This window comes from Pseudomonas sp. PvP001 (assembly GCF_040546375.1).
GTDB classification, from domain to species: domain Bacteria; phylum Pseudomonadota; class Gammaproteobacteria; order Pseudomonadales; family Pseudomonadaceae; genus Aquipseudomonas; species Aquipseudomonas coleopterorum.
Map to the genome: position 1 here is coordinate 2,977,899 of NZ_JBEPNQ010000001.1, position 13,407 is coordinate 2,991,305.

Genomic DNA, 13,407 nt, shown 5'->3' on the forward strand with positions numbered 1-13,407 from the left:
TTCTTGCGTCGGGGTCGGCCGCGTCGGCGGCGTCAATTCCTGAGTAGCACGGCAGCGGCTGTCGCTACGTTGTGGGACAGGTGCAGCGGATTTATCGTTCCGACAATAGCACTGGCAACGCCTGGGTGAGCAAACAGCAGCTCGAAGCTGGCGCGCACCGGATCCACGCCCGGCGCCAGGCAGGCATGACCGCTGGCCAACGCCTTTTTCACCAGAATGGCCTTGCCATGGGCGGCCGCGTAGTCGAGCACCGGGCGCTCGGATTGCTCGTTCAGGTTGTAGGTGACCATGGCGCAGTCTCCGGTTTCCAAGGCTTTGAGCCCACCCTGCACGGTTTTGCCGGAAAAGCCGAAGCCGCGAATCTTGCCTTCGGCCTTCAGCGCCGCCAACGTTTCGTACACCTCACAGCCCTGGAGAATATCCAGATCGTTGCCGTCCGAATGCACCAGCAGCAGATCGATGAAGTCTGTTTCCAAGCGTTTCAAACTGCGCTCCACCGAGAAACGCGTGTGCTCGGCGCTGAAGTCGAAGCGTGAATGGCCCGATTCGAATTCTTCACCGACTTTGCTGACGATCACCCAGTCCTGCCGCTGACCCCGCAGCAGCGGCCCAAGGCGTTCTTCGCTGATGCCATAGGCCGGCGCGGTGTCGATCAGGTTGATGCCCAGCTGGCGTGCCTGGCCCAGCAGCATGCGCGCGGCGCTGTCGTCGGGAATGGTGAAGCCGTTGGGGTATTTCACCCCTTGGTCGCGGCCCAGCTTCACCGTACCCAGGCCCAAGGGTGAAACCCGCAGGCCGGTGTCGCCCAGCGGGCGGTGCAGGTCGTGCAGGGTGGGCAGGCTCATGGCAGCAGTTCATCCCAGACAGGTGTGGCCAGGGCCGGCTTGGGCAGCTCTGGCAGGGGAGCATGGCTGTGCGGTGCAATGCCATCGCGCTGCAGGGCAGCGATGACGCGGTCGGCGAAATCCGGCGCCAGGGCCAGCTTGGTCGGCCAACCCACCAGCAAGCCGGGTTGATCGGCCAGAAACGCATTGTCCGGGCGCACCAGCCCGGATTGAGCGGGCTCGGCACGATTGACCCGCAAGGTGGCCCAGCGCAGTTGGCTTTGATCGACCCACGGCAGCAACTGGCCGATTTCCTTCTGGGCAGCGGCGATCTGCTGCGCCGGATCGCGAGCCACACCGTCGGCTTCGGCGATCTCGCCACCCAGGTACCAGACCCATTGGCCGTCGGCCCCCGGATGGGTGGTGACGGTGATGCGCGGCTTCGGCCCGCCGCCCAGGCAATGGGCGTACAAGGGTTTCAGGTTGGCGCCCTTGGCCAGCACCATGTGCAGTGGCCGCCGCTGCATCGTGGGTTGTTCGACGCCCAGCTCCGCCAGCAGGGCCTGGATGCCTTCGCCGGCGCTGAGCACCACGCGCTGGGCGCGAATCACCCGGCCGTCGACGATCAGTCCGGCCAGCCGGTTCTGGTCATACAGTGGCTCGATCCGCTCGCCTGCCAGCAGCCCATCGCCGGCCAGCTCGGCGAGCCGAGCGACCAGGCTAGGCACATCCACCACCAGCTCGGCCAAGCGATAGACCTTGCCCTTGAATGCGCGGTCCTGCAGCGCAGGCGGCAGTTGCTCGCCCTTGACCTGATCGACCCGGCCGCGCACGGCCTTGCTGGCGAAGAAGCTGGTGAGGTTGCCCGCCAAGGTGCCCGGCGACCACAGATAATGCGCCTCGGACAGCAGGCGCACGCCCGAAAGGTCCAGTTCGCCCTGGCCAGCCAGCGCTTCGCGCCAGCGCCGCGGCATGTCGGCGATGGCTTCGGAGGCGCCGGTCAGCGCGCCGTGCAGGGCGTATTTGGCACCGCCGTGAATGATCCCCTGGGCCTTGAAGGTCTGCCCGCCGCCCAGGCGCGCGTTCTCCACCAGCACCGTCGAATAGCCCAGGGCGCGCAGCCGCGCGTTGAGCCAGAGCCCGGCGACACCGGCGCCGACGATGACGATATCAGTGGACAGTTCAGACGGCATTGCAGACCTCACAGGCTAGGACAGGCGGGGGAGTATACAGCCTCAGTGCCCGGTGGTTTTCGAGAACAGCTGGATCACCACCACGCCCAGCACGATCAGCGCCATGCCGAGCATGGCCGGCAGGTCGAGCTTTTGCCCGTAGATGAACAGGGCGGCGATGCTGACCATGACGATGCCCATGCCCGCCCAGATGGCGTAGGCGATACCCACCGGCACCGTGCGCACAACCAGGGTCAGCATCCAGAACGCGATGCCATAGCCGGCCACCACCAGAAACAGCGGCAGCGGTGTGCTGAACCCTTTGACCGCCTTCATGGAGACAGTGGCGATCACTTCGGCGCAGATGGCGATGGCAAGAAAAGCATAGGCGTTCATGGTGGGGCTCCTGTTCGATGCAGGCATTCTAGGCGATGCACGGCCGGCGCGGGTTCGTCCATTTCGAGTGACCGCCGGGCAATCGGTTCGCAGGGTTGCGGCGGGCACTTGGTCAAGGATCATGACCTGAGTACACTTCGCCGCCATGAACAGAACTCTCTACACCTTGCTGTTTCACCTGGGGCTGCCGTTGCTGGCCGTGCGTCTGTGGCTGCGGGCGCGCAAGGCGCCGGCCTACGGGCAACGCCTGGGCGAGCGTTTCGCCTACCGGCTGCCGCCGATGCAGCCGGGGGGTATCTGGGTGCATGCCGTGTCGGTGGGCGAAAGCATTGCCGCCGCACCCATGATCCGCCAGTTGCTGCTGCGCCATCCCGAGCTGCCCATCACCGTGACCTGCATGACCCCGACCGGGTCGGAGCGCATCCAGGCACTGTTCGCTGGCGAGCCGCGCATCCAGCATTGCTACCTGCCGTACGATTTGCCCTGGGCATCCGGCCGCTTTCTCGACCACGTACGTCCGCGCCTGGCCGTGATCATCGAAACCGAACTGTGGCCCAACCACATTCATCAGTGCGCCCGGCGCGGCATTCCGGTCGCATTGGCCAATGGCCGGCTCTCCGAGCGTTCGGCCAGGGGCTATGCACGTTTCTCTCGGTTGACCGCGCCAATGCTGGCGGAAATGAGCCTGCTGGCGGTGCAGACGCAAGTCGAGGCAGAGCGTTTTCTGGCATTGGGTGCGCGCCCCGAGTGTGTGCAGGTGACCGGCTCGATCAAGTTCGATCTCAACGTCGACCCTACCGTGCCCATTCGCGCCGCTCGGTTGCGCGAACAGTGGCAGGCCAGCGAACGTCCGGTCTGGATCGCTGCCAGCACTCACGAGGGTGAAGATGAGGTGATTCTGGCCGCCCATCGTCAGTTGCTCGCCAGCCACGCCGATGCCTTGCTGATTCTGGTCCCGCGGCACCAGGAGCGTTTCGCTTCGATGCATGGGTTGTGCAAGGCCCAGGGTTTCACCACGGTGCAGCGCTCGCTCGATCAGCCGGTCACGGCGGCAACCCAAGTGTTGCTGGGCGATACCATGGGCGAGTTGCTGTTTCTCTATGCCCTGGCGGACATCGCGTTCGTCGGCGGCAGCCTGGTGGCCAACGGCGGGCACAACCCATTGGAGCCTGCCGCGCTGGCCAAGCCGGTGCTGAGCGGGCCGCACATGTTCAACTTTCTCGAGATCGGCGCGATGCTGCGCGAGGCCGGTGCATTGGTCGAGGTCGACGACGCCCAGGGTCTGGCAACGGCAGTGCGACAGTGGATAGAACTGCCGCGTGATGCGGTGCGCAGCGGAGAGGCCGGGCTGGCCGTGATGCGCGCCAACCAAGGCGCGTTGAAGCGTCTGCTCGATGCCCTCGACGCCAAGCTTTAGCGCCACGCGGAACGCCGGGGGCGGCCCGAGGTCTGTTATGCATCGACCTCAAGGAGCTGCACCATGGACATCATTCGCATCATTTTCGCCATCCTCCTGCCGCCTGTCGGCGTGTTCATGCAAGTGGGCTTCGGTGGCGCTTTCTGGCTGAACATCCTGCTCACGTTGCTGGGCTACATCCCCGGCATCATCCACGCGGTGTACATCATCGCCAGCAGAAAGTAACGACGTTGTTGCCGGTGCGTTCGTCCTTCGACGAGCGCACCGGCACCCGTTCAGAGCAGGTCGACCAGTCCGCGGTCGTCCTCCTGCATCACCTGCAGATAGAACCGCCACTCATGCTCCAACGCATGCGCGAGGTTCGCGGCATTGCGAAAGCCATGCCGCTCTTCGGCGTAATAATGCGCCTCGACCGGTATGCCGTTGGCCTCCAACGCAGCCACCATGTCGCGGGTCTGCTGCGGCACGACCACTACGTCCAGCTCTCCCTGAAAGAAGATCACCGGCGCGGTGATTCGGTCCGCATGCAGCAACGGCGTGCGGTCGGCGTAGCGCTGGTGGTCGATGTCCGGGTCGCCGATCAGCCAGTCCAGGTAATCGTTCTCGAACTTGTGGGTGACGCGCCCCAGGGCAGCCGGATCGCTGACCCCGTACTGGCTGGCGCCGGCGCGGAACACCTTGGCGAACGCCAGCGCGCACAACACCGTATAGCCACCCGCGCTGCCGCCACGCACGAACGCACGGTGCGGGTCGATGCGGCCTTGAGCGGCCAGGTACTCGACCACAGCGCAGGCATCCTGCACGTCGGTTTCGCCCCAGCGCAGATGCAGGGCGTGGCGATAGGCGCGGCCATGGTTGCTGCTGCCGCGATAGTTGAGGTCGGCGACGGCAAAGCCGCGTTGAGTCCAGTATTGAATGCGCGGATCGAAGACCGGATAGCACGCCGACGTCGGCCCGCCGTGGATGAACACCACCAGAGGCGGATGTCGCTCGTCGCTCTGTGCCGCGTAGAAGAAGCCGTGTGCCTGCTTGCCGCCGCTGGGGTAGCTGAGCGGGTGCGGCAGGCTGACCTGCTCGGCCGGCAATGGCGAGTAGCCGCCCGCCAGGGTGCGTACGCTGTGGTCGTGGCGGTCGATGGCAATTACCGCCGATGGCTGCACCGGCGAGCCGGCGATGGCGTAGAGGTGATCGGCGTCCATGGCCAGCGCGCGAAAGCGGGTGTATTCGCCGGTGTAGTCCACGCATTGGCCTTGCCCATCGCACAGGCCCAGACGGCCGAAACCTGCTTCGAACCAGCTGCTCAGGTAGCCTTGGTCGCTCGTTGGCAACCAGGTGCAGGCACCCAGTTGCCAAGGGGCCGCGGCGTGATCGGCCTTGGCGGCGGGCAATGGCGCCCAGTCGTCGCCGACCTCGGCCCAGGGTTGCCAGAAGCCGTGCGCGTCGGACAGGCAGTACAGCCGCCCCTGTTCGTCGAAGCGCGGCTGCTGCAGGCTGAAACCACTGGCCACGCACTCCGGGACTGCCGCCAGTTCGCTGCACATCAGGCGCGTTTGCGTCCAGGGTTGATGGGGCCGATCCCATTCGATCCAGGCCAGGCGGGTGCCGTCCGGGCTCAGCGCCGGTGATGCGTAGAAATCGGCGCCTTCGGCCAGCACGCGATGGCGCTCGCTGGCCAGGTCGATGGCCACCAGACGATGCGTGTCGCCGTCTTCCTCCACCGCCAATACCTGGCCTGCGGCATATTCCAGCCCCCCGTAGCGCATCTGGCCGAAGCTCAAAGGCTGCGGCAGGCCACCGGTCACCGGCTGACGGTACAGCTGCTGGTCGGCCTCGTTGACGAACACCAGTTCGTCATTCGCCAGGCAGAACGAGCCACCACCGTATTCGTAGACGCGGCTGCGCACGCTGTAACCGTCGGGTGTCAGGCACGTTGCCACGCCGTCGCGCTCGGTCCACACACGGCACGCGCCATCCTGGGGGCGGAACTCGTTCCAGAACACGCCGGCGGGGCCTACCCGAAGTTCGGCGAAATCGGTCCCGGCGGCGACGGCCTGGGATGCACTGAAGCGGTCATGCTTTGGCGATGATGCGAGAGTTTCGTTCATTGCGGAAGGCCAGTTGTTCGATCGTCTGGGTGGCGTGTTCCGCTTCTTCGCGAGCGCGCAGAATCACGCCATGGTGGGGTGACTTGCTGCACACCGGGTCGGCGTTGGCAGCATCCCCGGTCAGCATGAAGGCCTGGCAGCGGCAGCCGCCAAAGTCCTTCTCTTTCTCGTCGCACGAGCGGCAGGGCTCGGGCATCCAAGCATAGCCACGGAAGCGATTGAAGCCAAAGGAGTCGTACCAGATGTGTTGCAGGCTGTGATCACGGACGTTGGGGAACTCCACCGGAAGCTGGCGCGCGCCGTGACAGGGCAGCGCGGTGCCGTCGGGGGTCACGGTAAGGAAGATGCTGCCCCAACCGTTCATGCAGCCCTTGGGGCGCTCTTCGTAGTAGTCGGGTGTGACGAAGATCAGCTTGCAGGCGCTGCCGGCCGCTTCCAGCTTGGCGCGGTACTCGTTGGTGATGCGCTCGGCGCGTACCAGTTGCTCACGGGTGGGCAGCAGGCCCGCACGATTCAGCTCGGCCCAGCCGTAGAACTGGCAGGTGGCGAGCTCGACGAAGTCGGCCTCCAGGGCCACGCACAACTCGATGATGCGGTCGATCTTGTCGATGTTGTGCCGATGGGTGACGAAGTTGAGCACCATCGGATAGCCATGGGCCTTCACCGCACGGGCCATTTCCAACTTCTGCGCGAAAGCTTTCTTCGAGCCGGCCAAGAGGTTATTGACCTGTTCGTCGCTGGCCTGAAAGCTGATCTGGATGTGATCCAGGCCAGCGGTCTTGAAGTCGGCGATCTTCTGCTCGGTCAGGCCGATGCCCGAGGTGATCAGGTTGGTGTAGAACCCCAGGCGCCGGGCTTCGCCGATCAGTTGTGCAAGATCCTGACGCACCAGCGGTTCACCGCCGGAGAAACCGATCTGGGCCGCGCCCATCTCGCGGGCTTCGGCCATCACCTTGAACCACTGCTCGGTACTTAACTCCTTGCCCTGGGCTGCGAAGTCCAGGGGGTTGGAGCAGTACGGGCATTGCAGCGGGCACCGGTAGGTCAGCTCCGCCAGCAGCCAAAGCGGCAGGCCGACTTCAGGCGTGGGTGGCAGGCTGGGCAAGTTCGATCCAGTGCTGTGCACGGGCGACCTCCATGAATTGCTCGATATCCTCGGCCAGTTCGGGCACGCCGGGAAACTGTTCTTCGAGCTGGGCGATGATAGTGGCCACGCTGCGCTGACCATCGATCAGCCCGCCGATGGCGCTGGCACTCTCGTTGAGTTTGATCATGCCCTCGGGATAGAGGAGCACATGGCCTTTCTGCGCGGGCTCGTACTGGAAGCGGTAGCCTTGGCGCCATTTTGGGGTGCTTTGACGGTCGAAACTCATAGGGCGATCCCCTTGTGCCAGACGCGCTGGTCGGTGACGCTGTGATAGGGCGGGCGGTTCAGCTCGTAGGCCATGCTCATGGCATCGAGCATGCTCCACAGGATGTCGAGCTTGAACTGCAGGATTTCCAGCATACGCTGCTGGCCTTCGACCGTCGTGTAGTGCTGCAGGGTGATACTCAGGCCGTGCTCCACATCACGCCGGGCCTGGCCCAGGCGGGTGCGGAAGTATTCGTAGCCAGTGGGGTCGATCCATGGGTAGTGGGCGGGCCAGCTGTCCAGGCGCGACTGATGGATCTGCGGTGCGAACAGTTCGGTCAACGAGCTGCTCGCTGCTTCCTGCCAGTTGGCCCGGCGCGCGAAGTTGACGTAGGCGTCCACGGCGAAACGCACACCGGGCAGGACCAACTCCTGGGAGCGCAACTGGTCGGGATCCAGGCCCACGGCCTGGCCCAGGCGCAGCCAGGCTTCGATGCCGCCGTCTTCGCCGGGGGCGCCGTCGTGGTCGAGCAGGCGCTGGATCCACTCGCGACGGATTTCACGGTCCGGGCAGTTGGCCAGGATGGCGGCATCCTTGAGGGGGATGTTGACCTGATAGTAGAAGCGGTTGGCAACCCAGCCCTGGATCTGCTCACGGGTCGCGCGGCCTTCGTACATGGCCACATGATAGGGGTGGTAGATGTGGTAATACGCACCCTTGGCACGCAAGGCCTGCTCGAACTCGGCGGGGGTCATGGGGGTGTCGGACATTGTGGTTCTCCCGGGGAATGTGTTGTCAGTGCCGGCCTCTTCGCGGGCAGAGCCCCGCTCCCACAAGGGCTGCATTGAACCCTGTGGGAGCGGGTCTCTGCCCGCGAAGAGGCCCTTACTGACACGCCACTACAACTCGATGCTCATCCCATCGAACGCCACTTCGACACCGCGCCTGGCCAGTTCGGCCCGCTGTGGCGAGTCTTCGTCCAGGATCGGGTTGGTGTTGTTGATGTGGATCAGCACCTTGCGCTGGCGCGGCAGGCCTTCGAGCACTTCGAGCATGCCGCCCGGGCCGTTCTGCGCCAGGTGGCCCATTTCGCGTCCGGTGCGGGTGCCGACACCGCGTCGCTGCATTTCGTCGTCATCCCAGAGGGTGCCGTCTACCAATAGACAGTCCGCGCCTGCCATGCGTTCGAGCAGGGCATCGTCCACCTGGCCCAGGCCCGGTGCATAGAACAGCGTGCCACCGGTACGGGTGTCTTCCACGATCAAACCCAGGTTGTCGCCCGGGTGCGGGTCGAAACGGTGGGGCGAGTAGGGCGGCGCGGCGCTGCGCAACGGCAGGGGGGTGAAACGCAGGTTCGGGCAGGCCGGAATCACGAAGCTGCCTGTCAGTTCGATGCGTTGCCAGTCCAGTCCGCCATTCCAGTGGCTGAGCATGTTGAACAGCGGAAAGCCGGTGCTCAGGTCCTGATGCACCATGTCGGTACACCAGACCTGATGCGGGCAACCTTCGCGCAGGCTGAGCAGGCCGGTGGTGTGATCGATCTGGCTGTCGAGCAGGACGATGGCTTGTATCCCGGTGTCACGCAGGGCACGGCCCGGCTGCATGGGCGCAAAGCTCTGCAGTTGCGCACGGATGTCCGGCGAGGCGTTGCACAGCACCCAGTTCACCCCGTCGTCGGACAGGGCAATGGACGACTGCGTGCGCGCATGGGCACGCAGACTGCCATCGCGAAAGCCACTGCAATTGGTGCAGTTGCAGTTCCACTGGGGAAAGCCGCCGCCGGCGGCGGAGCCGAGAATCTGGATATGCATGGAGAACTCGCAGCATCAAGCCTGGAAATGAAAACGCCCCGGTCATTGGCTGGCCGAGGCGTTGCGTTGCAACTGAAGCTTAGCGGCTGGCGAAGTACATGGTGACTTCGAAGCCGATGCGCAGATCAGTGTAAGCAGGTTTGGTCCACATAAGAGATCTCCTTCTGGGTTGATGGGCTTGTAGCATTAGTCCGCCCCGACCGTAGGACGTTCAATGCTCCTTGGGGCGCTATGTTACTAAATAAGAAAGCCGCCTATGGGTATTTATTCGATAAAGTCCGTTACCTGCCCGGTAACGATCGCTGGGCCGGCACCCACGAAGGCTCCAGTGCAGGGCCGGTGGCCAGGCACAGCCAGCCACCGGTGCCGCTGGCCAGTTGCTGCGCCGCGTGGTGCAGGTCGTCCGGGCGTAGCTCGCGCACGGCTCGCTGCAGGGCACTCAGGTAGTCGGCACCATGGCCGGCCTGACAGGCTTGCCAGAGCAGCTCGGCCAGGGGCAGCAGGTCCATCTGCGAGCGCTCGTGGCGACTGGCGAGTTCTTCGCGCTGAGTGTCCAGCGCAGCGGGTTTCAGGGTGTCGATCAGGGTTGGCAAGGTTTCGATGAAGGTTTGCACATGGCCCAGGATATCGGCCAGCGGTGCCTGGGGCGACTGCACACCGAACACCAGACCAGTGCGGCCAGCCATCTGGCGCAGGCCACTGAACACGGCGTAGCCCAATTGCAGCTCGACGCGCATGCGCTGGTAGAACGAGGTCTGGCACAGCTGCGCCAGCAGGCGCCAGGCGGCTTCGTCGGCGATGCTCTGGCTTGGCACCGGGCAGAACAACAGCAGCGCCTGTTCGCTCGACTGGCAGGGCACATGACTCCAGCTACGCCCCGATTGAGCCGCATGCGGTTGACCCCGCTGCGGGCTGGCGGTGCCGGGCATCTTGCGCAACGCATTGTTCAGGGCGCTGCGTTCACCGTCGTTCATGCCCACGGCCAGGCCGTCCCAGCGCGCTGCGCCCCACAGCTTCTGCAAGGCCAGGGGGCGCAGGTCTTCGTCGGAGGTGCGGCTGTGGAAATAGCCCAGGCTGTGGTCGGGCAGGCGCTTGAGCAGTTCCTTGATGGGGGTCAGGGTGGCACTGGAGGATTCCTGCCCGGCCTGGTGCCAGACCTCCGGGGCCGGTATGGCCAGCAGCTCCAGGGCTTGCTCCAGCAGCGCCGGGATGGGCGCCTGCACGCCGCTCAGCTTGAGTTGCCAGTCGTCGCCCAGGCTGCTGAAGACCATCTGCACACCGGCCTGGCGTGCTTCTTCGGTGAGCTTGCGCAGGCTGTCCTGCAGGGTGCGGAACAGCCCCTGATGGCGCGAGGCATTGACGCGCCAGCGCAGGTACAGGGCGGCTTCATGGCTGTGCGCCGAAGCGCCGTCCCAATAGGCCAGACCTTGCGGATCCTGTACGGGATGGTCCGGGCGGCGGCTGGGGCGCAGGAAGCGGTTGCGCGGCGGCAGTCGCCAGCGGCCGGCCAGGTCACGTTCCGGACCGGCTGCCACTGGGTGCAACAGGTGTTCGGGGCGCAGGTGTTCGAGAATCTCGCGCAATGCCTGCAAGGCTTGGCGGCTCAACTCGCACGGCGTTTCGTCGCTGTGGTGGCGAGCCAGTTCCAAGGCACTGGCAACCTGCAAGCGGCGCTCGTTGAGCAGGCGGAATTCCTCGCGCAGGCCTTGCCAGTCGTCGTGGGCCTGGAAGAACTCCAGCCAATCGAAGCACAGCTGGCCGATCAGCGCGGTCGCCGTTTCGCCTGCCGGCGTGAGCTTGAATTCGATATTGATCAGGGCCTGGTCGGCGAAGTTATAGAACGTGCTCAGTTCCAGGGTCTGCACCAGTTGTCGGCGACGCAGCTCGGCCAGCAGGCCGCCGTGCTGGCTGGCTCCCAGCCAGGTGGCGAGGAACTCCAGCGCCTGGGTGGCACCGCGGGGCAGGTTTTCGCAGGCGAACAACAGGTTGAAACGGCCTTTGTCCGGCGGCTCGACCGCTTCGCTCGGCGTGCCCACCAGCGGTGGCGGGGCGATCTGTTCGGCAGTGTCGCCGGGGCGCAGCGCACCCGCCGCTTTTTCTGCCATGGCACGCAGCTGCTCCAGCGGTTGCGGGCCGACCAGGCACAGGGTCATCTGTCCGGTCTGGTAGAAGCGCCGGTAGAAGCTGCGCAGATCCTGCTGGAACGAATCGCGCGGCACCGGCAGGCTGTAGCGATTACCGGCGTGGAAGGCCCGCAGCGGATGCTCGGCGTCCAGCGCGCTGGTCAACCATTGCTGGTGGCGTGCCTCGGGGTCGCGCGACCAGGCGACGAATTCGGCGTGCAGCACTTCGCGTTCGCGCAGTTGCTCGGCCTGGGTCATGCGCGGATGGCCGAGCATGTCGCACAGACGTTCCAGCGCACCAGCGAAGGCATTCACCGGCACTTCGAAGAAATAGTCGGTGCAGCGCTCGCGGGTGCTGGCGTTGATCTGCCCGCCGTGGTTCTGCACGAAGGCCATCAGCCCGTGGTCGCCGCTGTGGCGTTCGGTGCCGAGAAAGAACAGGTGTTCAAGGAAATGGGCCAGACCAGGCCAGGCGGCGGGTACGTCGTGGCTGCCTGCGGCAACGCGCATGAAGGCGGCGGCACGCTTGAGACGTGGCTCATGATGCAGGCGCACGTGCAGGCCGTTGTCCAGCACCACATGTTCGGCGGCCGGCAGTGAAGGTTGAGGCATGTCAATTCCCTTTGAGCGGTCAGGCTGTAGGGCGTAATCGTAGCGGATTTGGGGGTAGGCGGGGGAGCCGTTCGCACAGGGATTTTCCAGGCGAAACGAGCTTTTTTGCGGATTGCGGAGAAATGCACATCTCGGGAAGCGATGTGGCGGCCGCCGACATCAACCGGCGCCGCCAGACCACGGTCTTCAACTCAGCTCAAAGACAGGCTCAAGCCTTGTCATCCTGCTCGTCCTGCTGCTCATCGTCGTGCTTGAGCGCTGGCTTCATGCCTGGCTGTGGCGCGTGCTCGGCGTTGGGTGCGATCTCTTCGCCGTGGTTCTTCTTTTCCTGCTGGACTTTCTTGTCGTGGGCAACGTTGCGTGGGTCAGTCATGGGAATTCCTGGTGTGGGCAGATGATTCGAATACCCGTCGACGCGAAACGCTGGCAATGAGCGCCCGGGCAAGACTTGGAGTGGAGCGCTTGCCCAAGCGTTCAGTGCGGCTTCAGGTCAGATCACTGACTCAGCGCATTGCCAGTAGCGACCACGGACGCCGAGGGCAGCAGTTGGCTGATGAAGCGGTTCCAGCGGGTGATGTCCGAAGGGCCGACGAACACGACGTCCGAGGCTTGCAGGTCGAACTGGCGGGCAAGCAGGAATGCGGTTGGCTTCTTGGCGTTGAGGTAGAACACCGTGGCGGGTTGCTGGGCGCGCTCCTGTGCGCCGCGGATCACGTAGATGGCCTCGGCGTTGGCGGTTTCCTGGGACAGGCCGCCGGCGTTGCCCAGCGCTTCGAGCAGGGTGAAGGTGCTGGTGCCGTAGGTCATCACCTGGGGCGAATTGACTTCGCCGAGCACGTAGACCTTGTTCGCCCGGTTGTTGCCCAGGTGCAGCTGGTCGCCGTTCTTCAGGTAGATGCCGTTGAGCTTGGAATCCTTGCGGTTCAGGGTGTCGATGTCGAGCAGGTACTCGTGACCGTCGCGCTTGAGGATCAGCCCGGCCAGGTTGCCGCTGCCATCGTCGCCACCGGCACGGCTGACCGCTTCGATCAGCGACAACGGCACGTTGTTCAGCACCTGGGGACCTGCGTTCTTGAACGAGCCGGAAAACACCACGCGCTGGCTGGCGTAGTTCTGCACGTTGACGTCCACCTGGGTGTCGGTCAGGTAGCGCGAGAGGGCGCGTTGCAGGTCATTGCGCAGTTCGCTGACGGTCTTGCCTTCGGCCTGGATGGAGTTGATGAACGGGTAGTACACGGTGCCGTCGTTGCGCACGATCTGCGTGCCCTGAGCGCGCGGTTCCTGGTTGGTCGGCGAGTTCAGCTCGACGTGGTCCCAGACGGTGATCTGCAGACCATCGCCGGCGCCGATGCGGTAGTCGCCTGGCTTGTAGGCATACAGCGCGGCCGGTACGGGTTCTGGCCGGTACTGGTTCTGATGCTGGGCGACGGTCTGCGCGTTGATCGGCAGGACCGTGACCGGTCCGGTTTCGCCGATGTCATCGGCGGCATCCTCGGGCGTCATGTGTTGCCCTGGGGAAAACACACATCCTTGCAGCAGCACGGCGAACAACGCGACTACGAATACAGTTCGTTTCATTGCAATCTTCCTTGGAG

At 64.7% G+C, this 13,407-nt stretch carries 14 protein-coding genes; 2 read left to right on the forward strand and 12 right to left on the reverse strand.

The annotated features are described in order from the left end of the window. Positions 1–32: 32 nt before the first annotated feature. Genes ABMD26_RS13460 through ABMD26_RS13470 form a run of 3 tightly spaced genes read right to left on the reverse strand, consistent with a single transcriptional unit; the run spans position 33 to position 2,392 of the window. Positions 33–845: an aldo/keto reductase gene (locus ABMD26_RS13460; RefSeq protein WP_134723548.1), complete on the reverse strand. Its 813-nt coding sequence runs from the start codon at positions 843–845 to the stop codon at positions 33–35. Further along, positions 842–2,017, reverse strand: coding sequence for an NAD(P)/FAD-dependent oxidoreductase (locus ABMD26_RS13465; protein ID WP_049862456.1), 1,176 nt, complete (start codon positions 2,015–2,017; stop codon positions 842–844). Before ABMD26_RS13465 ends, ABMD26_RS13460 begins: the two co-directional genes overlap by 4 nt. Before the next feature lie 42 nt (positions 2,018–2,059). Next, a complete protein-coding gene (locus ABMD26_RS13470; protein ID WP_122743280.1) occupies positions 2,060–2,392 on the reverse strand; it encodes a DMT family transporter in 333 nt (110 codons plus the stop codon). Between the two features lie 145 nt (positions 2,393–2,537). Here ABMD26_RS13470 and waaA point away from each other — a divergent pair, with 145 nt between their 5' ends. Then, positions 2,538–3,809: a lipid IV(A) 3-deoxy-D-manno-octulosonic acid transferase gene (gene waaA, locus ABMD26_RS13475; protein WP_354310040.1), complete on the forward strand. Its 1,272-nt coding sequence runs from the start codon at positions 2,538–2,540 to the stop codon at positions 3,807–3,809. Positions 3,810–3,872: 63 nt separating this feature from the next. Continuing rightward, positions 3,873–4,034, forward strand: coding sequence for a YqaE/Pmp3 family membrane protein (locus ABMD26_RS13480; protein ID WP_082223739.1), 162 nt, complete (start codon positions 3,873–3,875; stop codon positions 4,032–4,034). Positions 4,035–4,084: 50 nt separating this feature from the next. On the opposite strand, the gene ABMD26_RS13485 is transcribed toward ABMD26_RS13480, so the two are convergent. The 9 genes from ABMD26_RS13485 to ABMD26_RS13525 form a co-directional block, all read right to left on the reverse strand. After that, positions 4,085–5,914 (reverse strand): S9 family peptidase, encoded by a 1,830-nt coding sequence (locus tag ABMD26_RS13485; protein ID WP_354310042.1) that lies wholly within the window; start codon positions 5,912–5,914, stop codon positions 4,085–4,087. After that, positions 5,880–7,040, reverse strand: a complete 1,161-nt coding sequence (gene pqqE, locus ABMD26_RS13490; RefSeq protein ID WP_056845284.1) for a pyrroloquinoline quinone biosynthesis protein PqqE — start codon at positions 7,038–7,040, stop codon at positions 5,880–5,882. The genes ABMD26_RS13485 and pqqE overlap by 35 nt, the downstream gene beginning before the upstream one ends. Continuing rightward, a complete protein-coding gene (gene pqqD / locus ABMD26_RS13495; protein WP_049862451.1) occupies positions 6,994–7,287 on the reverse strand; it encodes a pyrroloquinoline quinone biosynthesis peptide chaperone PqqD in 294 nt (97 codons plus the stop codon). Before pqqD ends, pqqE begins: the two co-directional genes overlap by 47 nt. Next, a complete protein-coding gene (pqqC, locus tag ABMD26_RS13500) occupies positions 7,284–8,036 on the reverse strand; it encodes a pyrroloquinoline-quinone synthase PqqC (RefSeq protein ID WP_134723543.1) in 753 nt (250 codons plus the stop codon). Before pqqC ends, pqqD begins: the two co-directional genes overlap by 4 nt. 129 nt (positions 8,037–8,165) lie before the next feature. Further along, positions 8,166–9,077 carry a pyrroloquinoline quinone biosynthesis protein PqqB gene (gene pqqB, locus ABMD26_RS13505; RefSeq protein WP_056845285.1) on the reverse strand — a complete coding sequence of 304 codons (912 nt, stop codon included), beginning with the start codon at positions 9,075–9,077 and terminating at the stop codon, positions 8,166–8,168. Between the two features lie 79 nt (positions 9,078–9,156). After that, positions 9,157–9,228 (reverse strand): pyrroloquinoline quinone precursor peptide PqqA, encoded by a 72-nt coding sequence (gene pqqA / locus ABMD26_RS13510; RefSeq protein WP_008365141.1) that lies wholly within the window; start codon positions 9,226–9,228, stop codon positions 9,157–9,159. A 130-nt stretch (positions 9,229–9,358) separates the two neighbouring features. Further along, on the reverse strand, positions 9,359–11,812 hold the full coding sequence (gene pqqF, locus ABMD26_RS13515; RefSeq protein ID WP_354310046.1) for a pyrroloquinoline quinone biosynthesis protein PqqF: 2,454 nt from the start codon (positions 11,810–11,812) through the stop codon (positions 9,359–9,361). 208 nt (positions 11,813–12,020) lie between these two features. Beyond that, complete coding sequence (locus ABMD26_RS13520) at positions 12,021–12,185, reverse strand: hypothetical protein (protein ID WP_090360818.1); 165 nt, start codon at positions 12,183–12,185, stop codon at positions 12,021–12,023. Positions 12,186–12,307: 122 nt separating this feature from the next. After that, positions 12,308–13,390 carry a polysaccharide biosynthesis/export family protein gene (locus tag ABMD26_RS13525; RefSeq protein ID WP_049862447.1) on the reverse strand — a complete coding sequence of 361 codons (1,083 nt, stop codon included), beginning with the start codon at positions 13,388–13,390 and terminating at the stop codon, positions 12,308–12,310. Positions 13,391–13,407: the final 17 nt, after the last annotated feature.